The organism is Achromobacter sp. (assembly GCF_050285565.1).
Classification (GTDB): domain Bacteria; phylum Pseudomonadota; class Gammaproteobacteria; order Burkholderiales; family Burkholderiaceae_B; genus Achromobacter.
Window position 1 is genome coordinate 285,431 of the sequence record NZ_JBLZXG010000006.1, and the last position, 25,326, is coordinate 310,756.

21 protein-coding genes are annotated in these 25,326 nt (G+C 68.9%); 11 read left to right on the forward strand and 10 right to left on the reverse strand.

Annotated elements, in window-relative coordinates; genetic code table 11:
- Positions 1-2 precede the first annotated feature (2 nt).
- Positions 3-1,058: a GGDEF domain-containing protein gene (locus ACN6O8_RS14765; RefSeq protein WP_427991773.1), complete on the reverse strand. Its 1,056-nt coding sequence runs from the start codon at positions 1,056-1,058 to the stop codon at positions 3-5.
- Positions 1,059-1,327: 269 nt separating this feature from the next.
- Between ACN6O8_RS14765 and ACN6O8_RS14770 the strand changes: the two genes are divergently transcribed.
- The 3 genes from ACN6O8_RS14770 to ACN6O8_RS14780 all read left to right on the forward strand — a co-directional run bounded on the left by ACN6O8_RS14770 (position 1,328) and on the right by ACN6O8_RS14780 (position 5,542).
- Positions 1,328-3,172 carry a methyl-accepting chemotaxis protein gene (locus ACN6O8_RS14770; protein WP_427991774.1) on the forward strand — a complete coding sequence of 615 codons (1,845 nt, stop codon included), beginning with the start codon at positions 1,328-1,330 and terminating at the stop codon, positions 3,170-3,172.
- Between the two features lie 411 nt (positions 3,173-3,583).
- Entirely contained in the window at positions 3,584-4,012 is a 429-nt protein-coding gene (locus tag ACN6O8_RS14775; RefSeq protein WP_427991775.1) for a tripartite tricarboxylate transporter TctB family protein, read from the forward strand.
- A gap of 18 nt (positions 4,013-4,030) precedes the next feature.
- Complete coding sequence (locus ACN6O8_RS14780) at positions 4,031-5,542, forward strand: tripartite tricarboxylate transporter permease (protein WP_427991937.1); 1,512 nt, start codon at positions 4,031-4,033, stop codon at positions 5,540-5,542.
- A 37-nt stretch (positions 5,543-5,579) separates the two neighbouring features.
- Here ACN6O8_RS14780 and ACN6O8_RS14785 read toward each other — a convergent pair whose 3' ends face one another.
- A complete protein-coding gene (locus ACN6O8_RS14785; protein ID WP_427991776.1) occupies positions 5,580-6,746 on the reverse strand; it encodes a mandelate racemase/muconate lactonizing enzyme family protein in 1,167 nt (388 codons plus the stop codon).
- Positions 6,747-6,902: 156 nt separating this feature from the next.
- On the opposite strand from ACN6O8_RS14785, the gene ACN6O8_RS14790 reads away from it, so the two are divergent.
- A complete protein-coding gene (locus ACN6O8_RS14790) occupies positions 6,903-7,793 on the forward strand; it encodes a LysR family transcriptional regulator (protein WP_427991777.1) in 891 nt (296 codons plus the stop codon).
- Positions 7,794-7,827: 34 nt separating this feature from the next.
- Here the strand turns inward: ACN6O8_RS14790 and ACN6O8_RS14795 are convergent, their stop codons facing one another.
- Together ACN6O8_RS14795 and ACN6O8_RS14800 are read right to left on the reverse strand one after the other, a co-directional pair.
- A complete protein-coding gene (locus ACN6O8_RS14795) occupies positions 7,828-8,178 on the reverse strand; it encodes a DOPA 4,5-dioxygenase family protein (protein WP_427991778.1) in 351 nt (116 codons plus the stop codon).
- A 5-nt stretch (positions 8,179-8,183) separates the two neighbouring features.
- Positions 8,184-8,543 carry a translation initiation factor Sui1 gene (locus ACN6O8_RS14800; RefSeq protein ID WP_427991779.1) on the reverse strand — a complete coding sequence of 120 codons (360 nt, stop codon included), beginning with the start codon at positions 8,541-8,543 and terminating at the stop codon, positions 8,184-8,186.
- Between the two features lie 175 nt (positions 8,544-8,718).
- Between ACN6O8_RS14800 and ACN6O8_RS14805 the strand changes: the two genes are divergently transcribed.
- Positions 8,719-9,768, forward strand: coding sequence for an NADP(H)-dependent aldo-keto reductase (locus tag ACN6O8_RS14805; protein WP_427991780.1), 1,050 nt, complete (start codon positions 8,719-8,721; stop codon positions 9,766-9,768).
- Between the two features lie 36 nt (positions 9,769-9,804).
- Here the strand turns inward: ACN6O8_RS14805 and ACN6O8_RS14810 are convergent, their stop codons facing one another.
- Positions 9,805-13,779, reverse strand: a complete 3,975-nt coding sequence (locus ACN6O8_RS14810; RefSeq protein WP_427991781.1) for a molybdopterin-dependent oxidoreductase — start codon at positions 13,777-13,779, stop codon at positions 9,805-9,807.
- A 418-nt stretch (positions 13,780-14,197) separates the two neighbouring features.
- Between ACN6O8_RS14810 and nirB the strand changes: the two genes are divergently transcribed.
- Genes nirB through ACN6O8_RS14825 form a run of 3 tightly spaced genes read left to right on the forward strand, consistent with a single transcriptional unit; the run spans position 14,198 to position 18,437 of the window.
- A complete protein-coding gene (gene nirB, locus ACN6O8_RS14815) occupies positions 14,198-16,750 on the forward strand; it encodes a nitrite reductase large subunit NirB (protein WP_427991782.1) in 2,553 nt (850 codons plus the stop codon).
- The gene (nirD, locus tag ACN6O8_RS14820) at positions 16,750-17,142 is read left to right on the forward strand and encodes a nitrite reductase small subunit NirD (RefSeq protein ID WP_427991783.1); all 393 of its coding nucleotides are present in this window, start codon (positions 16,750-16,752) and stop codon (positions 17,140-17,142) included. The genes nirB and nirD overlap by 1 nt, the downstream gene beginning before the upstream one ends.
- Before the next feature lie 11 nt (positions 17,143-17,153).
- A complete protein-coding gene (locus ACN6O8_RS14825) occupies positions 17,154-18,437 on the forward strand; it encodes a nitrate- and nitrite sensing domain-containing protein (protein ID WP_427991784.1) in 1,284 nt (427 codons plus the stop codon).
- Positions 18,438-18,452: 15 nt separating this feature from the next.
- Here ACN6O8_RS14825 and ACN6O8_RS14830 read toward each other — a convergent pair whose 3' ends face one another.
- Complete coding sequence (locus tag ACN6O8_RS14830) at positions 18,453-19,265, reverse strand: metallophosphoesterase (RefSeq protein WP_427991785.1); 813 nt, start codon at positions 19,263-19,265, stop codon at positions 18,453-18,455.
- A 72-nt stretch (positions 19,266-19,337) separates the two neighbouring features.
- On the opposite strand from ACN6O8_RS14830, the gene ACN6O8_RS14835 reads away from it, so the two are divergent.
- Positions 19,338-20,315 (forward strand): bifunctional helix-turn-helix transcriptional regulator/GNAT family N-acetyltransferase, encoded by a 978-nt coding sequence (locus tag ACN6O8_RS14835; RefSeq protein WP_427991786.1) that lies wholly within the window; start codon positions 19,338-19,340, stop codon positions 20,313-20,315.
- Positions 20,316-20,373: 58 nt separating this feature from the next.
- On the opposite strand, the gene ACN6O8_RS14840 is transcribed toward ACN6O8_RS14835, so the two are convergent.
- Positions 20,374-21,075 carry a pentapeptide repeat-containing protein gene (locus ACN6O8_RS14840; RefSeq protein ID WP_427991787.1) on the reverse strand — a complete coding sequence of 234 codons (702 nt, stop codon included), beginning with the start codon at positions 21,073-21,075 and terminating at the stop codon, positions 20,374-20,376.
- 25 nt (positions 21,076-21,100) lie between these two features.
- Positions 21,101-21,751 (reverse strand): response regulator, encoded by a 651-nt coding sequence (locus tag ACN6O8_RS14845; protein WP_427991788.1) that lies wholly within the window; start codon positions 21,749-21,751, stop codon positions 21,101-21,103.
- Between the two features lie 391 nt (positions 21,752-22,142).
- Between ACN6O8_RS14845 and ACN6O8_RS14850 the strand changes: the two genes are divergently transcribed.
- A complete protein-coding gene (locus tag ACN6O8_RS14850) occupies positions 22,143-22,955 on the forward strand; it encodes a hypothetical protein (protein WP_427991789.1) in 813 nt (270 codons plus the stop codon).
- Between the two features lie 8 nt (positions 22,956-22,963).
- Here the strand turns inward: ACN6O8_RS14850 and ACN6O8_RS14855 are convergent, their stop codons facing one another.
- On the reverse strand, positions 22,964-23,404 hold the full coding sequence (locus tag ACN6O8_RS14855) for a gas vesicle protein (protein WP_427991790.1): 441 nt from the start codon (positions 23,402-23,404) through the stop codon (positions 22,964-22,966).
- 174 nt (positions 23,405-23,578) lie between these two features.
- Here ACN6O8_RS14855 and ACN6O8_RS14860 point away from each other — a divergent pair, with 174 nt between their 5' ends.
- Positions 23,579-23,959 (forward strand): hypothetical protein, encoded by a 381-nt coding sequence (locus ACN6O8_RS14860; protein WP_427991791.1) that lies wholly within the window; start codon positions 23,579-23,581, stop codon positions 23,957-23,959.
- A 45-nt stretch (positions 23,960-24,004) separates the two neighbouring features.
- Here the strand turns inward: ACN6O8_RS14860 and ACN6O8_RS14865 are convergent, their stop codons facing one another.
- Positions 24,005-25,321 carry a ParB/Srx family N-terminal domain-containing protein gene (locus tag ACN6O8_RS14865; RefSeq protein ID WP_427991792.1) on the reverse strand — a complete coding sequence of 439 codons (1,317 nt, stop codon included), beginning with the start codon at positions 25,319-25,321 and terminating at the stop codon, positions 24,005-24,007.
- Positions 25,322-25,326 lie beyond the last annotated feature (5 nt).

The window sequence follows — 25,326 nt, forward strand, 5'->3', positions numbered from 1 at the left end:
TCTCAGTGCAGGGTGCGGGCGCCCTTGCGGGCGCGCTTGATCTCGTACATGCGGGCATCGGCCATGCGCACCGCTTCTTCGGCGGACAGGCCGCTCGGATCCAGCGCCACCACGCCAACGCTGGCGCCTTCGTAGGGCAGGGTCACCTCGCCAAGCAGGTAGCGGCCGACCGTGGCGGCGGCGGCGCGGTCTTCCAGCGACCGGGCGGCTTCCTCGGCATCGCCGCGTTCGGCCTCGTGGCCCGGCGCCGCGTCGCCGCGCGCCAGCGCCGGGCCGGGCCCGATCAGCACGAATTCATCGCCGCCCAGCCGGCCCACCATGTCGGAGGCGCGCAGCGCCATTGCCAGGCGCCGCACGACCTCCCGCAGGAAGACATCGCCCTGCTGGTGGCCATGGGTATCGTTGATGCCCTTGAAGCCGTCCAGGTCGACCACGCCCACCAGCACGCTGCCGCCTTCGCGCAGCGCGCGGCCGCGCAGGCGCTCCAGTTCCTCGTACAAGGCGCGGCGGTTGGGCAGGCCGGTGAGCGGATCGGTCAGGGCAAAGGCCATCAGCTTGGCGTTGGCCTCGCGCAGTTGCGCGACCAGTTGTTCGCGTTCGAGGAAGTTGCCGATCACGCTGGCGAACAGCCGCAGGATCGACTCGGTCCGCGGCGCGATGGGATGCTGACCGGCGCTGGCGCCGCACAGGGTGCCCAGCAACAGGCCATCGTCGCCGCGGACCGGCGCGCTGACGTAGGTCTGGATACCGAACCGGCGCGCCATGTCGGAGTCGGGCCAGCGGGCGCCGACATCGCTGGCGGCCATGCTGCCCGCGTCCAGCGCACGCTTGCACAGGGTGTCCGACCACGGCATCGACAGGCCTTCGGAGATCCGCAGCGCGCCCGCATTGCGCGCATAGCGCACGTGCAGCAGGTCGGCCTGCGGGTCGATCGACGTGAGGTAGGTCGACTCCAGTCCGGTCACGGCCCCGAGCATGTCCAGGAGGGGGCGCGCCAACTGTTCGACCGATCGGGCGGTCTGCAGCGACGCCGACAGTTCGGCGAGTATCGGGTCCAACGAAAGCTCCCTGCGAATCACTGACGTAACGATGCCGCGCCCGGCCCGGGGGAACGCGGTTACATCCCGGGGGGCCGTGGCGTGGCCTGGCCTGCCCATTATGCCTTGCCGGGATGGCCTCGCCACCTTCTGCGCGCGGGGCGCGGATCAGGCCGGCGCCGGGCCTAAAGTCCCATGCCGCATTGCCGTAAGCCTGGGTGGCGCGGAGGTTATCGCGTACCTGGATACCCGTGTCCTCCGGCATGGGCAGTTGCAGTAAGAAGACAAGCATGAAAATCACCTCGTTGCGCAACAGGATCCTGTTGATCACCTGTTTCACCGTTATCGGCGCGCTGGTGCTTTCGGGCATCGCGATCTATCACATTGTGCGTGACAACATGATGGCGACCATCTCCGCGGACCTGGACGCCATCGCCGCCGGCAATGCCAGCGCCATCGAGCGCTGGTCGGCCGACAAGGCCCAGGCCGTGGCGGCCACCGCCGCCGTGGTCGAGAAGGGCGACCCGCGCGGCCTGACCAAGCTCATGGGCGAGACCAACGGCTTTCCCATCACCAGCATCGGCTGGAGCGACAAGAGCTATTTCTCGACCGCGAAGACCCCGCCCGACTACGACCCCACGGCGCGCCCCTGGTACAAGAGCGCGGTGGCCGCCGGCAAGCTGACCGTCACCAAGCCCTATGGCGATTCGGGCACCGGCAAACCCTACGTGGCCTTCACCGCGCCGATCATGCGCAACGGCCAGACCACCGGGGTCATCAGCGGCGCGGTGGCGCTGGACGGCATCAAGGACGTCATCAAGGCCATCCGCCCCACGCCCGCCAGCACCGCGTTCGTGCTGGCCAGCGACGGCCAGGTGATTTCGCACGTCGACGACAAGCTGGCGCTCAAGCCCTCGACCGAGGTGGCCGCCGGTCTCACGCCCGCCGTCCTGGCCGAGATGGCGCGCGACGGCGCCGCGCCGGTGGTGCTGAGCCTGGGCGGCGTGCCCAAGCTGCTCAAGGCCCGCCGCATCCCCGGCACCGACTGGTTCCTGGTGATCGCCCTGGACGAGGCCGAAGCCACCGCGGGCCTGGCGCAGGTGTTCAACGCCACGCTGATCTCGGTGGTGGTGCTGACGCTGGTGGCGGTGCTGCTGGCCAGCGTGGTCACCTCGCGCGCCTTCAAGCGCCTGTCGGCGGTGCGCGACGCCATGGACACCATCGGTTCGGGCGACGGCGACATGACGCACCGGCTGGCGGTGGTGGGCCACGACGAAGTGGCGCAGATCTCCGCTTCGTTCAACGCCTTTGTCGACAAGATCAGCCACGTCATGCTGGACGTGCGCAGCGGCGTGCATTCCATGACCTCGGCCACGCGCGAGATCGAGATGGGCAACCGCGACCTGTCGCAGCGCACCGAAGTGTCGGCCGGTTCGTTGCAGGAAACCTCGTCGGCGCTGACCGAACTGACTTCCAGCGTGCGCCAGACCGAGGAGGCCGCCGAGCATGCCACCCGCCTGGCGACCGAAGCCAGCCAGGCGGCCGAGCGCGGCGGCCAGGTGGTGACCGACGCCGTCACCACCATGGGCGCGATCGCGCAGTCGTCCGAGCGCATCACCGAGATCATCAGCGTCATCGACGGCATCGCCTTCCAGACCAACATCCTGGCGCTGAACGCGGCGGTGGAAGCGGCGCGCGCCGGCGAGCAGGGCCGCGGCTTCGCGGTGGTGGCGGGCGAGGTGCGCACGCTGGCGCAGCGCAGCGCCGCCTCGGCGCAGGAAATCCGCGCCCTGATCCAGGCCTCGGTGCAGAACGTCAAGAGCGGCACCGAGCGGGTGCAGGCCGCCGGCTCGACCATGAACGAGATTGTCGAAGGCGTGTCGCGCGTGCAGAAACTGGTCAGCGAGATCCACGGCGCCATGGCCGAGCAGAGCGTGGGCATCAGCCAGATCGACCGCAGCGTTTCCGACATGGATCAGGCCACGCAGCAGAACGCGGCGCTGGTGGAGCAATCGGCCGCGGCCTCGGCCATGCTGAGCGACCAGGCCGGCGCGCTGGCCAGAACGGTGGCGTTGTTCAAGCTGCGCGAGGACGCGCAGGCGGTTGTCCCGCAGCGGGTCGCGCTGGCGGCCTGACCCTGCCCTGCGCGCGGCGGCTCCCCGCCGCCGTCCGTTGCCGGCCGCCACGCCGACGCCGCTTCGCGCCGCGTCGGCGTTGTCTTTTCCGCGCCCAGCCAGAGGCGCCGATCGTGCCCCGCGCCTGTGGAAAAAAACACGGCGCCGCAGCGTGCTTACGCTGTGTTTGCATGTAATTCAGGAAGCAGTCAGTAGCCTGTCGCGCGATCTACGGGAAAGCGATAGGTGCCGAGTGCGCGCGGGCGCAAAAAGCGAAAGCGGATTGGAAGTGTCGCTCTCTACTATCTGCCGACCTCGTCCGCGGCACCGAAATTTTCAGCGGGAAGACAGGCGGGGAAACCGGATCCGGTCGCAAGGATCGGCCGGAAAAAGCACGCGAAAAAAAGCGCATAGCCTGGGAGGGCGCGTCGTATGTACTTAAGCAATAGAAACTTCGTTGCGGGGCTCTTCATGATCGCCTTCGCCCTGTTGTTCGGGGGGGCGGCATTGAAGTATCAACTGGGGACATTCAGCCGGTCCGGACCGGGCCTGTTTCCGCTCATGATCAGTTCGCTGCTCGGCCTGATCGGGCTGATCACGGTGCTGCGTTCGCGTTTCGTGCCGCCAGTGCCGCTGAGCTACAGCGTCAAGAACATCGCCATCATCATGCTGAGCCTGTGTGGCTTCGCGGTGGTGTCGGGGTTCATCAACATGATCGTCGGCATCGTCTTCCTGGTGTTCTGCTCGACGCTGGCGGGCACCTCGTACTCGGTGGTGCGCAATATCAAGATCTCGCTGGGCCTGATCGCGGTGGCGTTCGCTTTCCGTAACCTGCTCGGCCTGAACCTGCCGCTGTTCTGAGGGGAGAGAGACACCATGATGGAGATGTTCAACAACCTCGCGTTCGGTTTCGAGCACGCGCTGACCCTGCAGAACCTGATGTACTGCGCGGTCGGCTGCGTGGTCGGCACGCTGGTCGGCCTGCTGCCGGGCCTGGGCCCGCTGTCGACCATCAGCCTGCTGCTGCCGCTGACCTATTCCATTCCCACCGGCGGCGCGCTGATCATGCTGGCCGGCATCTATTACGGCGCGCAGTATGGCGATAGCGTCAGCGCCATCACCATGAAGATTCCGCACGCGAGCAGCATCGTCGCCTGCATCGACGGCTACCAGATGAACCTGAAGGGCAAGACCGGCCTGGCCTTGTTCACCGCGGGCGTTTCCAGCTTCATCGGCGGCACCGTGGCGATCGTGGTGCTGTCGACCATGGCGCCGGCGCTGGGCGAAGTCGGCCTGCTGTTCGGGCCGGCCGACTACTGCGCGCTGATGCTGCTGGGCTTTTTCTGCGTCAGCTTCGTCAGCAGCGGCAGCCTGCTCAATGGCCTGGCCATGGCCATGATCGGCATTCTGCTGGGCGTGATCGGCACCGACGTCAACAGCGGCGTGGCGCGCTACACCATGGACCTGGCGTTCCTGCAGGACGGCGTCGGCCTGATCAGCATCGCGCTGGGTTGCTTTGGCATCGCCGAGATCGTCAAGAACCTGGACAACCGCAACACGCTCACGCCGTTCAACGGCAAGATCAAGCTGATCCCGACCTGGCCCGAGTTCAAGCGCATCCTCCCCAGCGCGCTGCGCGGCAGCGTGGTCGGTTCGGTGCTGGGCATTCTGCCCGGCGGCGGCCCGACCATCGCGCAGTTCGCCGCCTACGCGGCCGACAAGCGTTTCAGCAAGTACCGCCATGAAATCGGCAGCGGCGCGATCGAAGGCGTGGCGGGCCAGGCGGCCGCCGACGAAGCGGCCGCGCGCACCAGCTTCATCCCGCTGATGGCCATCGGCATCCCCGAGAACGCCGTGATGGCGCTGATGCTGGCGGCGTTCATCGTCAAGGGCATCCAGCCCGGTCCCAACATGATCGGCACCCACCCCGACCTGTTCTGGGGCCTGGTGGCCAGCATGTGGGTGGGCAACTGCTTCCTGCTGATCCTGAACGTGCCGCTGGTGCGCTACTGGCTGTCGGTGTTCAAGATCCCGTACACGGTGCTGTTCCCGGCGATCCTGTTCTTCTGCTGCATCGGCACGTTCAGCATCAACAACAACCTGGACGACATCTACATCACGGCGATCTTCGGCCTGATCGGCTACCTGTTCCTGCGCCTGGGCATGGAGGCCGCGCCGCTGATGCTGGGCTTCATCCTCGGCCCGATGCTGGAAGAGAATTTCCGCCGCGCCATGCTGCTCAGCCGTGGCGAGTTCGGCATCTTCCTGTCGCGGCCGATCAGCGGCACGCTGCTGGCGCTGATCGGCGCGGCCGTGGTGTGGCAGTTCGTGTCGTTCCTGCGCAAGGCGCGCAAGGCGCCCGCGCTGGAACAGGCCCCGGTCGAACCGTGACGCGGCTCAGCCGCTGCCGATGCCGCGGGCGGCCGCCTTACTCGGCCAGCTTGCGCATCTCGGCGATCAGGTCCGCCTTGCCTTCGAAGCCGATGCCGGGCAGCTCGGGCAGGGTCACATAGCCATTGTCGACCCGCGCGCCGTCGGGAAAGCCGCCATAGGGTTGGAACAGGTCGGGGTAGGATTCGTTGCCGCCCAGTCCCAACCCGGCGGCGATGTTCAGCGACATCTGGTGGCCACCGTGCGGAATGCAGCGGCTGGCCGACCAGCCGTGCTGGCGCAGCATGTCCAGCGTGCGCAGGTATTCCACCAGGCCGTAGCTCAGGGCGCAGTCGAATTGCAGCCAGTCGCGGTCTGGCCGCATGCCGCCGTAGCGGATCAGGTTGCGCGCGTCCTGCATCGAGAACAGGTTCTCGCCGGTCGCCATCGGCTTGTCGTAGTAGTTGCGCAGCGTGGCCTGCAGTTCGAAGTCGAGCGGATCGCCGGCTTCCTCGTACCAGAACAGGTCGTACTGCGACAGTGCCTTGGCGTAGCGGATCGCGGTGTCCAGGTCGAAGCGGCCGTTGGCGTCGACCGCCAGCTTCTTGCCGTCGCCCAGCACCTCCAGGATGGCGTCGATGCGGCGCAGGTCCTCGTCCAGCGAGGCGCCGCCGATCTTCTTTTTCACCACCGTATAGCCGCGGTCGACGTAGCCGCGCATTTCGTCCTTGAGTTTGCCCAGGTCCTGGCCCGGATAGTAGTAGCCGCCTGCCGCGTAGACGAACACGCGACGCTCGGGCCGGCCGTCGCCATAACGCTCGGCCAGTAACTGGAACAGCGGCTTGCCGGCGATCTTGGCCACCGCGTCCCACACCGCCATGTCGATGGTGCCGATGGCCACCGAGCGCTCGCCATGGCCGCCGGGTTTTTCGTTGACGAACATCGCGTTCCAGATGCGGTGCGGGTCGAGGTTGTCGCCGCTGTCATCGAGCAGGCTGGCGGGATCGGCCTCCAGCACGCGCGGGATGAAGCGCTCGCGCATCAGCGTGCCCTGACCATAGCGGCCGTTGGAATTGAAGCCGTAGCCGATCACGCGCCGGCCATCGCGCACCACGTCGGTCACCACCGCCACCAGGCTCAGTGTCATCTTGCTGAAGTCGATGTAGGCGTTGCGGATGGGGGAACTGATGGGGACGGTCTTCTCGCGGATTTCGACGATTTTCATGGTGTCTCCTTGGCGGGGCGGCGGATGGGAAAACCGTAGATTATTGGCGCCGAGGCGCATTATGATTCGCCATCAGGCACTACTTTATTAACTTAAAGTTAAAGACCGGGCGGCGCGCCGTGGCGCCGCCGATCCTTTCCACAAGGCGTTTCCCGCGTGAACAACGACCTGGCATCTTCCCTGGAATTCTTCGTGTTGCTGGCGCGCCATCGCAACCTGTCGGCGGTGGCGCGCCAGCTCGACCTAACGCCACCGGCCGCCACCAAGCGCCTGGCGCAGTTGGAAGCGCGGCTGGGGGTGCGGCTGGTGAACCGCAGCACCCGCAGCATCAGCCTGACGCCCGAAGGCGAAACCTATCTGCACTACGCCACCCGCATCCTGGCCGAGGTGCGCGAGATGGAAGAAGTGGTGTCGTCCAGCGGCTCGGTGCCCAAGGGCCTGTTGCGCATCAACGCCACGCTAGGGTTCGGCCGCACGGCGATCGCGCCCATCGTGTCGGAATTCGCCTCGCATCATCCGCAGGTCGAGGTGCAGTTGGATCTGACCGACCGGCCCATCGACCTGGTGGAAAGCGGCGTGGATCTCGGCATCCGCTTCGGCGCCTTGCCCGACCAGCGGCTGGTCGCGCGCCGGGTCATGTCGAACCGGCGCTTTCTTTGCGCGGCACCGCGCTATCTGGCGCGGCACGGCACGCCGGCCAGCCTGCGCGACCTGATCCACCACCAGTGCATCATCCACCGGCAGAACGAAGACGCCTATGGCGTCTGGCGCTTCACGCGCGACGGCCACGCCGAGACGGTGAAGGTGCACGGCGCGCTGTCCAGCAACGATGGCGACATTGTGCTGAACTGGGCGCTGGACGGTCACGGCATCCTGATCCGCTCGGAATGGGATCTGGCCAAGTACCTGGAAAGCGGGCGCTTGCGGGTGGTGTTGCCCGAGTGCATCCTGCCCTCGGCCGACCTGTTCGTGTACTACCCCAGCAAGCGCGACCTGTCGGCGCGCACGCGGGCGTTCATCGATTTTCTGATGGCGCGTTTCGCTTAAGGGCAAGCGCCACGCGTCAGGGGGCGCGGGCGGATCAGCCGCCCAGCGCGGCCAGGTTCAGCGTGTGGCTGTGGCCGATCCACAGCGCGCAGTCGCGGTGGTCTCGCAGCGAGTCGCCGGTGTTGGGATGCAGGAGCACATCCAGGGCGCCATGGTTGAGCGCCAGCCAGGTGAGCACGCGCGGCAGCGCGGCCGGCGCGAACGCGAGCTGGTAGCTCCATTGCGGATGCGGGCCGACCGTCCGCTCGTGGAAGCGTCCCATCTGGATGCTGTCGCCGAACGCGGCGATGGCCTGTTCGCGCAGCGCCCAGGCCGCGTCGCGGCGGTCGGCGTCGAAGTAGACGTGGGCGTGCCAACTGTCGACGATGGCGGGATCCAGGATCATGGCGGTCAACCCCCGGCGCGCTTGGCGCGATGGCCGAGTTTTTCCAGCGTCGCGAGGAGGCGGTCGCAGTGGTCGCCCTGCACCTCGATCACGCCGTCCTTGACGGTGCCGCCCGAACCGCAGGCGGTGCGCAACTGTTTGCCCAGCGCCGCCAGCGCGGCGGCGTCCAGCGGCAGGCCCTTGACCACGGTCACGGCCTTGCCGCCGCGGCCCTTGGTTTCGCGCGAGACGCGCACGCCGCCGGGGGCGGGCGCCGGCGGGGACGGCGCCTGGCATTGGCAATCGGCCAGCGGGCGCCGGCATTGCGGGCACATCCGGCCGCCATCGGTGGAGTAGACCAGTCCGCCTGGGGAGCTGCTTTTCATGGGGGCATGCGTGAGATTGCGGTTCAGGCAGCCATTATGCCGGAGCGGCCGCCGCGTCGCGGGCGCGGGCCGGGATGTCCACGGCGTGGGCCAATCGCGCGGCCTGGTCAGCAAGCCGCCAACCGAGTTGCGGTAAGGTAATCCCTCCTTTCAGAGATTCCGCACGGAGCAGAACTTGAAATACCGCAAACTCGGCCGTACCGACCTGGACGTCAGCCTGATCGGCCTGGGCACCATGACCTGGGGCGAGCAGAACACCGAAGCCGAGGCCCACCAGCAGCTGGACTACGCGCTGGAGCGCGGCGTCAACCTGGTCGACGTGGCCGAAATGTACCCGGTGCCGCCCAAGGCCGAAACCCAGGGCCTGACCGAAACCTACATCGGCACCTGGCTGGCGCGCAGCAAGCGCCGCCAGGACATCGTGCTGGCCAGCAAGGTCGCCGGCCCGGTGCGCGACCCCAAGCGCCCCGGCCACATCCGCGACGGCAAGACCTTCCTGGACCGCAAGAACCTGACCGCGGCGCTGGACGCCAGCCTCAAACGCCTGCAGACCGATTACCTCGACCTGTACCAATTGCACTGGCCCGACCGCACCACGGCCACCTTCGGCCAGTTGTCGTACCCGTGGGTCAAGGACGAGCACACCGTGCCGATCGAGGAAACCCTGTCGGTGTTGCAGGATTTCGTGCGCGCCGGCAAGGTGCGCCACGTCGGCGTGTCGAATGAAACGCCGTGGGGCGTGTCGCAGTTCCTGAAGGCTGCCGACAACCTCGGCCTGCCGCGTATCGTCTCGATCCAGAACGCCTACAGCCTGCTCAACCGCGTCTACGAGATCGGCCTGTCGGAATTCACCCACCATGAAGGCGTGGGCCTGCTGGCCTATTCGCCGCTGGCGATGGGCATGCTTTGCGGCAAGTACCTCGATGGCGCCCGCCCGGCCAATGCGCGCCTGACGCTGTACACGCGCTTCACCCGCTACAGCAATCCGCAGGCCGAGGCCGCGACCGGCGCCTACGTCGAACTGGCGCGCCAGCACGGTATCTCGCCCACGCACCTGGCGCTGGCCTGGGTCAACCAGCGCCCGTTCGTCACCAGCAACCTGATCGGCGCGACCAGCCTGCAGCAGTTGAAGGAGAACATCGACAGCGTCGACGTCGAGCTGCCGGCCGACGTGTTGCAAGCCATCGACCGGATCCACGTGCGCCATCCCAATCCGGCGCCCTGATCCGGCGGGCGGCGCCGGCCGTGCCGGCGCCTGACCTCAATACACATCGCGCACATAGCGCTTTTCCGCGGTCAGGCGCGCCACATACGCGGCCGCGGCCTGCGCATCCAGGCCGCCGTGTTCCCGCGCCACCTGCCGCAGCATCGCGTCCACGTCCTTGGCCATGCGGGCGGCGTCGCCGCAGACATAGAAATGCGCGCCTTCCTGCAACCACGCCCATAGCTGCGCGCCGTGTTCGCGCATGCGATCCTGCACATACACCTTGGCGGCCTGATCGCGCGAGAATGCCAGGTCCAGCCGCGTCAGCAGGCCGTCCTCGCGCAGCGCTTGCAGTTCGTCGCGATAGTAGAAATCGCTGGCCGCGTGCCGTTCGCCGAAGAACAGCCAGTTGCGGCCGCGGTCGCCGCGCGCCCGCCGCTCCTGCAGAAAGGCGCGGAACGGGGCTACGCCGGTGCCGGGGCCGACCATGATCATCGGCGTGTCCCCCTGGCGCGGCGGACGGAAGTGGCTGGCTTGCTGCACGAAGACCGGCACGTCGACCGTATCGGCACGGTCGGCCAGGAAGGTCGACGAGACCCCTTTGCGCTGGCGCCGGCCATTGTCGTAGCGCACCGCCGAGACGGTCAGGTGGACTTCGCCGGGGTGGGCCTTGGGGCTGGAGGCGATGGAGTACAGGCGCGGCTGCAAGCGCTTGAGCGCGTCCAGCCACGCCTGCGCCGGCAGCGCCACCGGAAACGCGTGCAGCACGTCGGCCAATTGCTTGCCCCACAGCCACTGGCGCAGCTCGGCGCGGCGATCCTCGGCCAACAGTTGCCGCAGGCCGGTATCGCGCGTGCGCTCGGCGATCAGCGCCAGGGTGGCCGGCGCCGGACGCGCGATTTCGTAATGGGTGGCCAACGCCCGGGCCAGCGCCAGCTCGCCCACGCCCGGCACCGTGACCACGGTGTCGCCGGGCAGGCCGGTGTGCGCCAGCAGTTCCGCCACCAGCTCGGGACAGTTCTCCGGCCATACACCTAGCGCGTCGCCGGCCTCGTAGGCCAGTTCGGAACCGGCAATGTCCAGCGCCAAGGCGCGTGTGTCCTTGTCGCCGCTGGCGTTCAGCCGCCGGTTGCCGGTCAGGCGCGCGCGCGCCGGGCGCGTCCTGGAAGGCGGGGCGGGACGCGCGCCGGGCGGCGCGACACGCGGGGGCGGGTCGGGCAGGGGCTCGGTCGCCAGCGCCGTGGCGATGCCGTCCGGCATCAGGCCGCCGGCCGGATGGCCATGCGCTTCAGCCTCGGCCGCGTGGATGGCGGCGATGGCGCGTTCCAGCCAGGCATCGGCCGGCGCCTCGTAGTCGGTGTCGCAATCGGCCCGCGCCAGTAAGGCGCGCGCGCCCAACTGCGCCAGCCGTTGGTCGAGCCGGCGGCCATGGCCGCAGAAGGCGTCATAGTTGCTGTCGCCCAGGGCCAGCACCGCGTAGCGCAGCGACGCCAGGCGCGGCGCATCGGCGGCCGCGAGGGCGCGCCACAGGTCCTGGCCGTTGTCGGGCGCGTCGCCGTCGCCGAAAGTGCTGCTGATCAGCAGCAGGTATTGGGTGCGCGCCAGGCCGTCGAGCGGGTAGTCCGCCATGCAGGCGGTGCGCAACTCGAAACCGGCCGCCGCCAGCGCGGTGGCGCTGCGTTCCACCAGCGATTCGGCGTTGCCGGTCTGCGAGGCCCACAGCAGCGTAACGCGCGGTCGCGGGCCGACGATACGGACGGCGGGTTGCCCGGCGCCGGCCTGCCGCAAGCCGCCCGGAGAGCCCGCCAGGTAATGGCGCTGGCGCGCTTCCAGCGCGGGCCGGCCGCCGCTGTCCGTGGCCACGCCGGCGGGCGTCGCCACGCGGCACAGCGCCACCGCGCAGAACTTCAGTTCCGGCTGCTGCGACAACGGATCGATGGCGTCGCTGGTAACGGCGTTGATGCACAGGTCCGCGCCGTAGACGTCGTTCCAGTGCATGGGGGCAAAGCCGTTGCCGGGCCGCACCCGGTCGGTGACGACGGCTGGCAATACCGCGCGGCCGCGGCGCGAGCGGATCTCGACGCTATCGCCGACGGCGATGCCGAGCGCGGCCGCGTCCTCGGGATGGATCTCCACGAACGGCGCGGGATTGAGCTTGTTCAGCATCGGCACCTTGCCGGTCTTGGTGAGGGTATGCCATTGGTGCTGCAAGCGGCCCGTGTTGAGCACCATGGGGTAGTCGGCGTCGGGCAGCTCGGCCGGTGCAATGTGGGGCCGCGCGTGGAATCGCGCGCGGCCGTTGGCGGTGGCGAACACCAGGCGCGGATGGGGGCCGTCCTGCGTCAGGCGCGGCGGTGGGCCGGGCCCGTCGTTGAGATATCGGATCGGATTGCGCTCGGGGCCGTCGGCGTGCGCACAGGGCCATTGCAGCGGCGTCTCGCGCAGCCGCGCGTGGCTGGCGCCGCGCAGGTCGTAGCCGGTGGCGGGGTTGGCGAAGCCGGTGATTTCATCGAACACGTGCGCCGCGCTGGCGTACTGGAACGCGTGGCCATAGCCCATCTCGCGGGCCACGGTGGCGATGATGCGCCAGTCGGGCAGCGCGTCGCCGGGGGGCGGCACGGCTTGCGGCATCAGTGTCAGCGTGCGTTCGGAATTGACCATCACACCCTCGGCCTCGGCCCATAGCGCGCCCGGCAGCAGGATGTCGGCGTAGCGGTTGGTCTCGGTGTCCAGAAAGGCGTCCTGTGCGATAACCAGTTCCGCCGCTCGCAGCCCGGCCACCACATTGGCGCGGTTGGCCACGCTGGCCACGGGGTTGGTGCAGATGATCCAGCAGGCCTTGATCTGGCCGGCGGCCATGCGCTGGAACAGGTCGATGGTGCCTTGCCCCAGCCGCGTGTGCAGCGTGCCCGGCGGCACGCCCCAGCGTTGTTCGACAAAGGCCCGGTCCGTGGCCGACAGCACGCTGCGCTGGCCCGGCAGGCCGGCGCCCATGTAGCCCATCTCGCGTCCGCCCATGGCGTTGGGCTGGCCGGTCAACGAGAACGGCCCGCTGCCCGGACGGCAGATGCGGCCGGTGGCCAGGTGCAGGTTGCACAGCGCGTTGGTGTTCCAGGTGCCGTGGGTGCTCTGATTCAGCCCCATGGTCCAGCAGCTCATCCATTCGGGCGCGGCGCCGATCCAGTCGGCGGCCTGGCGCAACTGCGCCGCGGCAATGCCGGTCAGCGCCTCGACCCGCTCGGGGGCATAGTCGCGCAGGAAGTCTGGCATCGCTTCCCAGCCGTCGGTGTGCGCGGCGATGAAGGCCGCGTCGGTCTGGCCGGCCTGGTGCAGCAGGTGCAGCAGGCCGTTGAGCAGCGCCAGGTCGGTGCCCGGGCGGATCGCCAGGTGCAGGTGCGCTTTCTCGGCGGTGGTGGTGCGGCGTGGATCGACCACGATCAGGCGCGCGCCGGCCTTGACCCGCTCCATCATGCGCAGGTACAGGATGGGGTGGCAATCGGCCATGTTGGCGCCGATCACCAGGAACAAGTCGGCGCGGTCGATGTCCTGGTACGAGCCGGGCGGGCCGTCGGCGCCCAGCGACAGCTTGTAGCCCGTGCCGGCGCTGGCCATGCACAGGCGCGAATTCGATTCGATATTGTTGGTGCCGATGAACCCCTTGGCCAGCTTGTTGGCCAGGTACTGGGCCTCGATCGACATCTGGCCCGACACGTACAGCGCGACCGCATCGGGGCCGTGCGCGTCGATGATGGCGCGCAGCCGGCGGGCGGTGTCGCGCAGTGTGTCCGCCATCGGCCGGGGCGCGGGATCCTGGCCGCGCCCGGCGCGCACGTAGGCGTGTTCCAGCCGGCCCGACTGGCGCAGGGCGACGTGGGCCGAGGCGCCCTTGGTGCACAGGCGTCCGAAGTTGCTGGGATGTTCGCGGTTGCCGGTGATCTTCACCACCTGCTCGCGCTCCACGTGCAGGGTCATGCCGCAGCCCACGCCGCAGTAGGGGCAGACGGTGTCCACGGTGCGCGGGTTGCCGCTCATGCTCGGCTCCAAAAAAGAAGGCGCCCTGCCTGCGCGGCCAGCGGGCCGGGCGGGCAGGGCGCCATTGCCCTGTGTTCCGGCATTGCCGGGTCGATGGCCTTGTCGACGCAAGTTCCATGCCAGTCCCATGCCGGCCGCGGCGCCACGGGCGCGGCGGGCGGCGGGCGCGCGCGGTGGTGCGCGCCCGCACCGCCGTGGTGCGTGGCGGAACCGTTTGGGTGCGCGGTGGCCGGCGGCGGCCACCCCGCCGGCGCGTTCGCGCCGGGACAGCGGCCGATGGCACGCTTATTGCTTCGGTTGCCCTACCGGGCCCGTGTCCGGCCAGACAACGCAAGCATTGCAGGCAACGGCGCCCGGACCCAACCGTCCCGGGCGCCGTTTGTCTTTTGGAAACCGAACCGCCCGCCCGGATAACCTCATGAGCACAGCGACCTCCACGACTCCCACGCAGACCCTGATCGTCATCGGCAACGGCATGGTCGGCCATCACTGCGTCGAGCAACTGATCGAGCGCGGCGCGCTGGCGCGCTACCGCATCCTGGTGTTCGGCGAGGAAAGCCGGCGCGCCTACGATCGCGTGCACCTGTCCGAATACATCGGCGGGCGCGATGCCGAATCGATGGCCATGAGCGAGGCCGCCTTCTATCAGCGGCCGGGCCTGACGCTGCGGCTGGGCACGCCGGTGCTGCGCATCGACCGCCAACTGCGGCAGGTGGTGACGGCGGACGGCAGTCATGGCTACGACAAGCTGGTGCTGGCCACCGGCTCCTATCCCTTCGTGCCGCCCATCGCCGGGGCCGAAGGCGCTTCGCGCCTTGTGTACCGCACGTTGGATGACCTCGACCAGATCCGCGCGGCGGCCGACGGCGCGCGCCGTGGCGTGGTGGTGGGCGGCGGGCTGCTGGGCCTGGAAGCCGCCAATGCGCTCAAGTCGCTGGGGCTGCAAGCGCACGTGGTGGAATTCGCGCCGCGCCTGATGCCGGTGCAACTGGACGAGGCCGGCGGCGCCGCGCTCAAGGCGCGCATCGAAGCGTTGGGCGTGGGGGTGCACCTGGCGCGCGCCACGCAGGAGATCAAGGACGGCACGCAGTACCGCTACCGCATGCGCTTCGCCGAGGGCGCGCCGCTGGAGACCGACCTGATCGTGTTTTCGGCCGGCATCCGCCCGCGCGATGGCCTGGCGCGCCAGGCCGGCCTGACGGTGGCCGAGCGCGGCGGCGTCGCGGTCGACGGCCATTGCCGCAGCAGCGATGCGTCGATCTACGCGATCGGCGAATGCGCCGCGTTCGACGGCGCCATCTTCGGCCTGGTGGCGCCGGGCTACCAGATGGCGCGGGTGGCCGCCGCCGACCTCTGTGGCGAGGCGGTCGCGCCGTTCGCCGGCGCCGACATGTCGACCAGACTCAAGCTGCTGGGCGTGGACGTCGGCTCGATCGGCGATGCGCATGGCGCCACGCCGGGCGCGCGCAGCTACCGCTACATCGACGAGGCCGGCGCCTCGTACCGCCGCCTGGTGGTGTCGGCCGACGGCAAGCGCGTGCTGGGCGCGGTGCTGGTGGGCGACAACAGCTACTACGACACACTGCTGCAATACGCGCAGAACGGCATCGCGCCGCCGGCCGACCCGGCCACCCTGATCCTGCCCGCCGGCCAGGCCGCGCCCGCGCCGGGCGCCGCCGCGCTGCCGGCCACCGCCACCATCTGTTCGTGCCACAACGTCAGCAAGGCCGCCATCTGCGGCGCGCTCGACAGCGGCTGCACCGACGTCGGCGGCGTCAAGGCCCGCACCAAGGCGGCCACCGGCTGCGGCGGCTGCGCGGCGTTGCTCAAGCAGGTGGTGGAACACGAACTGGCCAGCCGCGGCGTCGCGGTGGACAAGAGCCTGTGCGAGCATTTCGCGTATACCCGCCAGGAGCTCTACGCCATCGTGCGGGTGCAGGGCATCGAGTCGTTCGAGGAACTGCTGGCGCGCCACGGCCGCGGCCAGGTCGGCTGCGACCTGTGCAAGCCGGTGGTGGCGTCGATCCTGGCGTCATGCTGGAACCGGCCGATCCAGGACCCGCATCTGGTGCCGCTGCAGGACACCAACGACACCTTCATGGCCAATATGCAGAAGAACGGCACCTATTCGGTGGTGCCGCGCATCCCGGGCGGCGAGGTCACGCCCGACGGCCTGATCGCGATCGGGGCCGTGGCCAAGAAGTACAAGCTCTACACCAAGATCACCGGCGGCCAGCGCATCGACCTGTTCGGCGCGCAATTGCACGAGCTGCCCGACATCTGGGCCGAACTGATCGCCGCCGGCTTCGAGACCGGCCACGCCTACGGCAAGTCCACCCGCACCGTGAAGTCCTGCGTCGGCAGCACCTGGTGCCGCTACGGCGTGCAGGACAGCGTCGCCATGGCGCTGCGCCTCGAAGACCGCTACAAGGGCCTGCGCGCGCCGCACAAGCTCAAGTTCGCGGTTTCGGGCTGCACCCGCGAATGCGCCGAGGCGCAGAGCAAGGACATCGGCGTCATCGCCACCGAGAACGGCTGGAACCTGTACGTGTGCGGCAACGGCGGCATGCGGCCGCGCCACGCCGAACTGTTCGCCCAGGACCTGGATGACGCCGCCCTGATCCGCTATATCGACCGCCTGCTGATGTTCTACATCCGCACCGCCGACAAGCTGCAACGCACCTCCGTCTGGCGCGAGTCGCTCGAAGGCGGCCTGGGCTACCTGAAGGCCGTGGTCATCGACGACAGTCTGGGGCTGGCCGCCGAGCTGCAGGCGCAGATGCAGCTGGTGGTGGATCGCTATGAATGCGAGTGGGCCAACGCCTTGTCCGACCCGGAAAAGCTCAAGCGCTTCCGCACTTTCGTCAACAGCGCCGCGGCGGATCCTGACATCCGCTTCGTGCAGGAGCGGGGCCAGCCGCGCCCCGCGCCGGCCGCGCGCGTGATTCCCATCGCCGAGGAGCTTGCCTGATGCGCTCGAATGCCGCCACCGCCTTGCGTCCCGACACCGCGCCCGCCGCCGCGCCCTGGCAACCGGTCTGCACCCGCCGCGACCTGGTCGCCGGTTCCGGCGTGGTGGCGCTGGTGGACGGCCGCCAGGTGGCCCTGTTCTATCTGCCGGCCGCCAACGGCCAGACGCTCTACGCGCTCGACAACCGCGATCCGAAATCGGGCGCCAACGTCATCGGCCGCGGCATCGTCGGCCATCTGGCCGGCGAACTGGTGGTGGCCGCGCCGCTCTACAAGCAGCACTTCCGCCTGCGCGACGGCGCCTGCGTCGAGTCTCCCGAGCAGTCGTTGCAGGCCTGGCCCGTGCGGTTCAACGGCGACGCGGTGGAACTGCGGCCACCCGCGGCGGATTGAAGGCGGCCGCCATGTCGCAGCACGCCATGCCCTCGACCCTGCGGTTCCTCCTGGCCGCCCGCCGCAGCGAGCTGCACGGGCTCGAAGCCCTGGCCAGCACCTGCGAACTGGCCACGCTGGTCAGCAAGCTGGTGCACGTGCTGCAGAAGGAGCGCGGCGCGTCCAATCTGTATCTGTGCGGCGGCCACGAGGCGCCGCGCCAGATCCTGGCCGGGCTCAGCGCCGACGCCCGCGCGGTCGAGGAAGAAGTGCGCCGCTTCCTGGATCGCCTGGAACCGGACGCCACCCGCAGCGCGGGCAAGGCGCGCCTGCTCAACTGCATCGCGTACGCCCTGTACCGGCTGGACGAACTGCCGCGCACGCGCCGCGCCATCCGCGACCGCCGTGTGGCGGCGCAGGAGGCCGGCGCCGTTTTCACGCGGCTCATCGCCAGCCTGTTCGCGCTGGTGTTCGAAGCCGCCGACTCGGCGCTGGATGCCGGCGTTACGCGCCTGCTGGTGGCGTTGCTCAATTTCATGCAAGGCAAGGAATTGTGCGGCCAGGAGCGCGCCTACGGCGTCATGGGCTATACCGCCGGCTACTTCACCGAAGCGCAGAAGGCCCGCGTGCTGGAACTGGTCGACCTGCAGAAGCGTTGTTTCGAGTGCTTCGCGCAATATGCCGCGCCCGACGCGCTGGCGGCCTGGGAGCGGCTGGAACAGGGCGCCGGCCCGGTGCTGCGGTTGCGCGACATGGCCTTGCGCACGTCCGAGGCCGAACGCGTCGACGCCGGCCTGGCCGAGCTATGGTTCGGCCTGTGCACCGAGCGCATCGACGCCATGCGCGCGGTCGAGAGCCTGCTGGCCGAGGCCCTGACCCTGCAATGCCACCGTCGCATCGTCGAGACGCGCGCCGAACTCGATAACCACCGCCTGTTGCTGAGCCGCTTCGCCGACCACGCCAGCGACGCGACGCCGGCCATGCTGTTTCAATTGCAGGGCCGCATCCTCGACGTGCCGCCGCAGGACGGCGTGGGCGAGGCCATGGAGCGTTCCATCCTCGACCTGATGCGCGAGCAGGCGCAGCGCCTGCGGCAGTCCGACGATGCCTTGGCGACGGCGCGCGGCGCGCTGGAGGAACGGCGCCGCGTCGAACGCGCCAAGTGGCTGCTGGTCAGCCGGCACGGCCTGAGCGAGCAGGCCGCGCACGATCAATTGCAGCGCGTGGCGATGGATCGGCGGCGCTCGCTCGACGACGTGGCCCGGCAGGTGCTGGCCGAGCTGGACGGCGCCGGACTGGACAGCGCCGGGCACTGACGGCGGCGGGCCGGTCTACGCGACCGGCACCTGCCACAACGCATCGGGCAGGAAGCCCGCTTGTTCGCCCTTGCGGGCGTAGCCCAGGGGATTGGCCATCACGCGGCAACCGTCCTTCACGTAATCGAGCGGGCAGTGCAGGTGGCCGTGCATCCAGGCGTCGGCCAGCGGCAACAGGTGATCCAGCGCATTGCAGAAGCCCGCGGTGCCGGGCGTGACGCCGTAGCGCGGATCGGCGCTGGCCAGGCTGGGCGCGAAGTGGGTGATGGCCAGGGTCGGGCCGTCGAACGGCGTGCGCAGCGCCTGCTCCAGCCAGGCCTGGCAGGCCAGTCCCTGTTCGCGCATCTGTTCGGCCATGAAGGGCGCCCCATGGCGTCGCATCTGCGCTTTCTCCAGGTAGAAATCGGCCGCCCGGAAAGCCTTGCCACGCTTGGCCAGCACCTGCGTCAAGGTGTCGCCAGGCGCGGCCAGCGCGTCGAAATCGGTCCACAGCGTGGTGCCCACCAGGCGCACGCCGTCGATCACCCGCGTCTCGCGCTCCAGCCATTGGATCTCCAGCGTTTCGCAAAGCGCTTGCAGGCGCTCGTGCGTCTCGTCGAAATCGAGGTTGTCGTATTCGTGGTTGCCCGGCACGTAGACCACCGGCGTCGGCCAGCCGTTGCGTGGCGCATAGCGGCCCAGGCCGAAGTCGTCCGTGGTCAGTTTGGAGCGCGGCTGGTACGAGCCGATGTCGCCGGCCAGCACCAGCAGATCCGCGCCCGGGATGGGGTGGGCGACGAAGCCGGGATCGGATTCCAGGTGCAGGTCGGACAGCAATTGAATGTTCATGGGCCGGGAGCTTGTTTTGGTTGCGAAACGCAAGTAAATTGGTTGCGACCCGCAACTTCAGGACGCGTCATCATGGATCTTATCGATTTTCCCACCCGCTCCCGGGAACAGACCATCCGCGACCTGCGGGAATTCTCGCGCAAGCTGGTGCGCGAGCTCGGTTTCATGCGGCCGTCCCTGGCCGGCAGCGACCTGGCGCCGTCGGCGGTCCACGCCATCATCGAGATCGGCCTGCAGCCGGGCATCCAGGCGCGCGACCTGGCCCTGGTGCTGCGGCTGGACAAGTCCAACACCAGCCGCCAGGTCGCCAAGCTGGAAGCGGCCGGCCTGGTGACGCGCGAGAGCGACAGCGGCGACGCGCGCGCCTCGCGCCTGTCGCTGACACCCGCCGGCCTCGATCTGCGCAACCGTATCGACCAGTTCGCCACCGAGCAGGTCTCGCGGGCACTGCGCCAACTGGCGCCGCCCGACCAGGAAATCCTGGTGCGTTACCTGTCCTTGTATGCCGACGCCCTATCGCGCGAGAACCCCAACACGCGCGCCGCGCAGGCCAGCGACGTGATCGAGGCGCAGATCCAGGAAGGCTACGCGCCCGGCTGTATCGGCGACGTGGCCGCCTTGCACGCGCGCTACTACGCCCAGGCCGCCGGCTTCGGCGTGGTGTTCGAGCGCCTGGTGGCCACCGGCCTGGCGGCCTTCGCCGAAAGCCTGCCCGCGCCCGGCAAGAACCTGTGGCGCTACACCGACGGCAACCGCACGCTGGCCTCGATCGCCATCGACAGCGACCTGACGGCCCGCAGCGCGCACCTGCGCTGGTTCATCGTCGACGAATCGCTGCGCGGCATGGGGGTGGGGCGGGCCTTGCTGGCGCGCGCCATGGCCTTTGTCGATACGCTCGAAATTGACGAAACGTATCTGTGGACCTTCAAGGGCCTGGACGCCGCGCGCCATCTTTATGCGTCGGCCGGCTTCGTGCTGACGCAGCAAGCCGAGGGCACGCAGTGGGGCGCGGTGGTGGTCGAACAGCGCTTCAGCCGCCGCGCGCGTTGACCCCGCGCGTGAGGGGGTCTGCCGCCGCGTCGCCACCGGCGCACGGCGGCAGGCAGCTTCAGATGACGGTGATGCGCAACTCCGCCAGCAGCGTCGCCGCCTGGGTCTTGGAGATGACGGCGCCGGCCAGTCGGGCGGCCGCCGAGAGGTCGATGCCGCCCAGGTCGGCCTCGCGCAGGTCGGCGCCGTCCAAGCGCACGTTCTTCAGCGTGGCGTGGCGCAGGCTGCCGCCGTGGAAAACCGTGTCGCGCAGGTCGCTGCCGGTCAGGTCGGCATCGGAAAAGTCCAGCTGCCGCAATTCGCTCTTGCGAAACGAGATGCCGCGCAGCAGCGCGCCCACCAGCAGGCAATCCTCCAGCGTCCAGCCCAGGCAGGCGATGCCGTCGAAGTCGGCGCCGGTCAGCTTGCAGCCGGTGTAGCGGGCCGCCGCCAGCCGGGCGCGGCGCCAGTTGGCGTTGTTCAGGTCGCAATGCTCGAAAATCGCGTCGCTGGCGTCAGCCGAGGCGAATACGGCATGCCCGCCACGGCAGCGCCGCCAGACGGTGTCGGCCAGCGTGGCGCCCTGGAACGAGGCGCCAGCGATGGCGCAGGCGGTGAAGCGGGCGCCGCGCAGGTCCAGCCGGGAAAAGTCCGCCCGCTCGAAATCGCAATCCTCGAAGGCCAGGGGCCGCTCCCGCGCCTGGTCGATCAGTGCCTGCATGGCCGGGCGGTCCACCGCCAGGCCGCTGACGACGTCCATGGATTGCTGCGTCATGCCCATCTACTCAATCGGGTTGCTCGAACCCTTATTGGAACATGCCGCTTTCGACACAGAAGGTGACCAGCTCCTGATCGGTCTGCACGTTCAGCTTGCGCATGGCCGAGATCTTCTGGCCGCTGACGGTCTTGACGCTGCGCTTGAGGCTGTCGGCCACCTGCATCATCGACTCGCCGCGGATGAAATGCCGCAGCACTTCGAATTCCTTGGGCGACAGGCTGTTGATGCGCTCGCCGATGAACTTGCTGCGGGCCGCCAGCGTGCCGTCGCGCTGGAAGCCGGGCGGATAGTACTTGCGGCCCAGTTGCAGCGCGTGCAGCGCGGTGACGATCTCGCCCAGGTTGTCGTGTTTGAACACCACGGCGTCGACGCCGGCGTCATACAGCGCCGAGATGATCATGGGGTTGGATACCATGGTCAGCACCACGATGCGGGTGGCGGGATAGTGGCGGATCAGGTACTTGATCAGGCGGATGCCGTCGCCGTAGATCTCGTCGCCGGGCATGGAGTAGTCGGTGATGACCACGTGGGGCTGGTCGCGCGCCAGTTGTTCGACCAGTGCCGTCGGCGTGCCCAGCGTGGCGACGAGATCGAAGCTCAGGTCTTGGCGCAGTAGGTCGGTCATGGCCATCAGCACCAGCGGATGGTCGTCGGCGATGACGATGCGGAGTCTTTGCATGCGAGGCGCAGTCAGATGGGCCGGTTGGGCATACGGATTATTCTGCACCAGGATCCGGACTTGAACCAGAATGTTGCGAAGTCGGGCGTAAGACCAAATCGTATGCGTCACGACCGGCAGCGGCCATAAGAAGAATCTCAAAAATGGGGACGGAAAAAGTGGGGCGCAACCCCGGCTGATGCGCTTCGGATCCGTCCGATGGTGTAGGTCGATTGAGAATTTTCTTGTTCAATTGCCCGGCGCCATTTGGCACCATCCTCATCGTACCCGCTTCAGTCTTCCGGCCCGCCGTGTCGTGGCCGGAATTGCGGCGCTCCGGCGCCCACACGAGGTTCCATGATGTCTCCCTCCACGCGCCGCGTCTGGCCGGCGCCCGTGGCCCGGCTCCGCCATGCGTGACGCCGTTTCCCCGTGGCCCCCGCGCGAGGAATCCCTGTTCCTGCGGTTCCAGCCGGTGTTCACAGCGCAGGGCCGGGTGCATGAATATGCGGTCGCGAGCAGCCTGATGCCGGCGCGCAGCGGCGGCCCGGGCCTGATATCCCAGCGTGCCCGCTTGCGAGCCGCCGCCGCCTTCGCCACGCAGTTCCCCACGCCCATCGACTTCTCCTTCGAGCATGCCCTGGCCGCGCCCGACGGCGCCGACCTGGCGCGACGGCTGTGCGCCGACCTGGACCTCGGTCTGAGCGGCGACCGCCTCTGCTTCGGTGTGCCCGACGCGCTCATGCCGCCACGGCTGTCCGGCCAACGCCTGGTCTTCGAGCTGCCCCTGTTTCCCCGGTTGTCGTCCCTGGCCAATGAAGTGGCCAACTACTCGGAATTCCGCGCCAGCCTGCGGGCGCGGCTGTTGCCGGCCAGCCGGGGCGGCCAGCCCCAGCCGGGCGGTGTCCTGCGCGTCGAAGGGCTGACGGTGCGCATCCCGCGCGGCCTGGGCGACAACCGCGCATTGCAGCGCCGCTTCCTCGGCCTGATGGGGTGCGCCGCCGGCACCAAGTCGAAGATAGTGGTCGACGCCATCGAGGACATGCACGATTTCGTCTGGCTGCGGCAGCATGACGGCCTGCTGTTTCGCGGCACGGCGTTGTCCGCGCCGCTCAGCGCGCAATGCCTGGAGGTCTGGTTGCGAGCCGACGGCGCGGCCTGGCGCAGCTTCCATGCCTGTATCGCCCGGCCCGGCTGGGCCGAAAACCCGCCGCCGGCAAGCTAGACGCCGCTTCACCCGGCCTGCATGCGGCCCAGGATGAAGCCGTCGACCGCGCTGCTGCGCCCGCGCCATAGCGTGGGCTGGCCCGCGATCGGCGTGCCGTCGGCGGTGAAGAACAGCGCGTCGGCCAGGTGGATGTAATTGGGCAGCGGCTCGGCCGGTTGCGGCAGGCGGAAGACGTCGCCCAGCTCCGCCAGCGAGGTGCGCACCGATTGGCGCGCCGGCGTATCCATGTCGGCCAGCGAATCGGCGAAGGCCGCGGCGAAACGGTCGAAATACTCGGCGCCCGACACAATCGAGCCGGACACCAGCATGCCACCCATCTGCAATGTCACGCCGATGCTCTCGAGCTGGCCGCCGTTGTTCACCAGGTTCACCAGGAACTGCAGGAACACGTCGGCCGTGGGCGCGGGCTGGGGCTGAGGGATGGCGGGGGTCGGGTCGAGACTCATGGCGGCGCGTGCTCCGGAATAGGTGAGGGTGACACAAGATACTTGAAGCCGGGCCGATGCGCACCGGGTGCAATCGGCTGATAAACGCTGCAATCGGGCCCCATTCCACGGCTTCGTCGGCGCCGGCATCGGGGTAACTTGCGGATAATCGAGACTTCGCACGCAGAGACGCCCATGATTGCCATCGATCCCACCGCCGCCGCCCGCACGGCCAACGCCCGTCCCGCCAGTGCCGGTGCCGACCAGGGAGCGTTCCGCGCCGCCTTGGCCGACGCGCGCGAGCGGGGCGCATCGCCCCTGGCCGGTGGCGCGGGGGGCGCCGCCGCGGCCGCGCCCTCGGCGGCCGAGCAGGAATTCATGGGCTACGCCTCCATGTCGTTGCAAGAAAAGATGTTCTACGCCGCGTTGGCCGCGCTCGGCATTTCCAAGGAAGACTATGACGCCATGTCGGCGGCGGACAAACTCAAGGTCGCCGAAAAGGTCTCCCTCATGATGCAGCAACTGGCCAAGGCCGAACAGGTCAAACAGACCGAACAGGCGGGTCGCGCCGCCTGAGTCCGCGCCGCCCCTTCCCTCATCCGGCCTGATCCCGCCGCCGCGCTACCAGCCCCAGCAGGTGCCGGCGGCAGGCTTGCCGCAAGCGCGGTAATTGACCGCGAACCACAACTTGCCGGCGCCGCGCGGGCTGCCGTCGGCCTTGACGTCGTTGCGCGGCAGTTCTTCCAGCGTGTCGCGCGCCGTCTTGGTGGGCGAGCCGCTGGGCGCGCCGGCCACCAGCGGGATGCGGCCCAGGCTGGCGGCCGTGCGATCCTGGAACACGATATCGGTGTCGGCCAGCGCGGTCATCTTCAATGCGGCATTGCGCACCGCGGCGGCATAGCCGTCGTTGGCGCCGGTGGGCGCCAGCGCCGAACTCAGCGTGCTGACCGTCAGGATCTGCGCCGGCGTGGACGGGGCCATCATGGCGTACTGCTCCAGGCCGGGCAACTGGCCGCCAGCGACCTGGCGGCGCAGCCAGTCGCCCCACAGGAATTCGGCGAACTCCGGCAGGTTGCCATTGCTGTAGGCGATGTCGCGGGTGAAGTACACCAGCGAGCGGTAGCGGTCCTCCTGCATGCCGCCGGCTTCCTGCGCGTTGGCGATTCCCAGGCGCGTCGGCAACTGATCCACCGTGATGGGCTGGTTCTGGCCATCACGCAGCCAGGCCTTGCGCTCATCGACCATGCGCTGCCAGAACGCCGCGGCGCTACCCACGCTGCTGTAGTTGGCATCGACCTTGACCCACACCGGCAACCTGGGGCCGCCATCGTCGATCTCGCGCAACGACGAAAACGTGTGATGGCCATCGGTCAGGTACAGATTGCCATCCCAGCCCACCACCACGGTCTTCAGGTTGGCCGGGTCGGCGCCCATGGCGGTGGTGCAAGTGTAGGTGTCCGGCCGGTCCAGGCGCGCGGCCTGGAGCTGCGCGATCGAGGTAAAGGGCTGGGAGGTGGTGGCGCCCATGTCCTCGCAATAGTCGCTGAACTTCTTGCCGACCGTGCGGTTGAGGTAGTCGAGCTGCTTGACCGGATCGGCGGCCCAGGTGGCGCGATTGAAGTCGCCTTGCCAGCGCCCCAGCTTGTAGTAGATCTGGTCGTAGCCGATCGCGGCCTGGGTCGGCCGCAGTTCCTCGATGCGCACCTTGATCACGTCGCCCGGTTTGGCGGCCAGGTACGCGGGGTTGCGCGTGTCCGCCGGCGGCGGCGCCGGGGTCGCCGCCACGGGGCGGCTGGCGGGGCCATCGTTGTCGTCATCGCCGCTGCCGTTGCAGGCGCTCAGCAGCAGTGGCAGCGCGGCCAGGGCCAGTAGCCGCAGGGCGGGGTGCCAGCGTGGGGTGAACTGTCGTGGCAGGTCGGGGGAAGGCGTGCGGGACATGAGTG

What these genes read in the sequence shown, in the direction of transcription:
- ACN6O8_RS14860 (WP_427991791.1), top strand. Translation starts at nt 23,579, where the DNA reads ATGATTGCCATCGATCCCACCGCCGCCGCCCGCACGGCCAACGCCCGT.
- ACN6O8_RS14795 (WP_427991778.1), bottom strand. Translation starts at nt 8,178, where the DNA reads ATGATCCTGGATCCCGCCATCGTCGACAGTTGGCACGCCCACGTCTAC.
- ACN6O8_RS14775 (WP_427991775.1), top strand. Translation starts at nt 3,584, where the DNA reads ATGTACTTAAGCAATAGAAACTTCGTTGCGGGGCTCTTCATGATCGCC.
- ACN6O8_RS14780 (WP_427991937.1), top strand. Translation starts at nt 4,031, where the DNA reads ATGGAGATGTTCAACAACCTCGCGTTCGGTTTCGAGCACGCGCTGACC.
- ACN6O8_RS14800 (WP_427991779.1), bottom strand. Translation starts at nt 8,543, where the DNA reads ATGAAAAGCAGCTCCCCAGGCGGACTGGTCTACTCCACCGATGGCGGC.
- ACN6O8_RS14850 (WP_427991789.1), top strand. Translation starts at nt 22,143, where the DNA reads ATGCGTGACGCCGTTTCCCCGTGGCCCCCGCGCGAGGAATCCCTGTTC.
- ACN6O8_RS14865 (WP_427991792.1), bottom strand. Translation starts at nt 25,321, where the DNA reads ATGTCCCGCACGCCTTCCCCCGACCTGCCACGACAGTTCACCCCACGC.
- ACN6O8_RS14830 (WP_427991785.1), bottom strand. Translation starts at nt 19,265, where the DNA reads ATGAACATTCAATTGCTGTCCGACCTGCACCTGGAATCCGATCCCGGC.
- ACN6O8_RS14825 (WP_427991784.1), top strand. Translation starts at nt 17,154, where the DNA reads ATGTCGCAGCACGCCATGCCCTCGACCCTGCGGTTCCTCCTGGCCGCC.
- ACN6O8_RS14785 (WP_427991776.1), bottom strand. Translation starts at nt 6,746, where the DNA reads ATGAAAATCGTCGAAATCCGCGAGAAGACCGTCCCCATCAGTTCCCCC.
- ACN6O8_RS14835 (WP_427991786.1), top strand. Translation starts at nt 19,338, where the DNA reads ATGGATCTTATCGATTTTCCCACCCGCTCCCGGGAACAGACCATCCGC.
- ACN6O8_RS14845 (WP_427991788.1), bottom strand. Translation starts at nt 21,751, where the DNA reads ATGCAAAGACTCCGCATCGTCATCGCCGACGACCATCCGCTGGTGCTG.
- nirB (WP_427991782.1), top strand. Translation starts at nt 14,198, where the DNA reads ATGAGCACAGCGACCTCCACGACTCCCACGCAGACCCTGATCGTCATC.
- ACN6O8_RS14840 (WP_427991787.1), bottom strand. Translation starts at nt 21,075, where the DNA reads ATGGGCATGACGCAGCAATCCATGGACGTCGTCAGCGGCCTGGCGGTG.
- ACN6O8_RS14810 (WP_427991781.1), bottom strand. Translation starts at nt 13,779, where the DNA reads ATGAGCGGCAACCCGCGCACCGTGGACACCGTCTGCCCCTACTGCGGC.
- ACN6O8_RS14770 (WP_427991774.1), top strand. Translation starts at nt 1,328, where the DNA reads ATGAAAATCACCTCGTTGCGCAACAGGATCCTGTTGATCACCTGTTTC.
- ACN6O8_RS14855 (WP_427991790.1), bottom strand. Translation starts at nt 23,404, where the DNA reads ATGAGTCTCGACCCGACCCCCGCCATCCCTCAGCCCCAGCCCGCGCCC.
- nirD (WP_427991783.1), top strand. Translation starts at nt 16,750, where the DNA reads ATGCGCTCGAATGCCGCCACCGCCTTGCGTCCCGACACCGCGCCCGCC.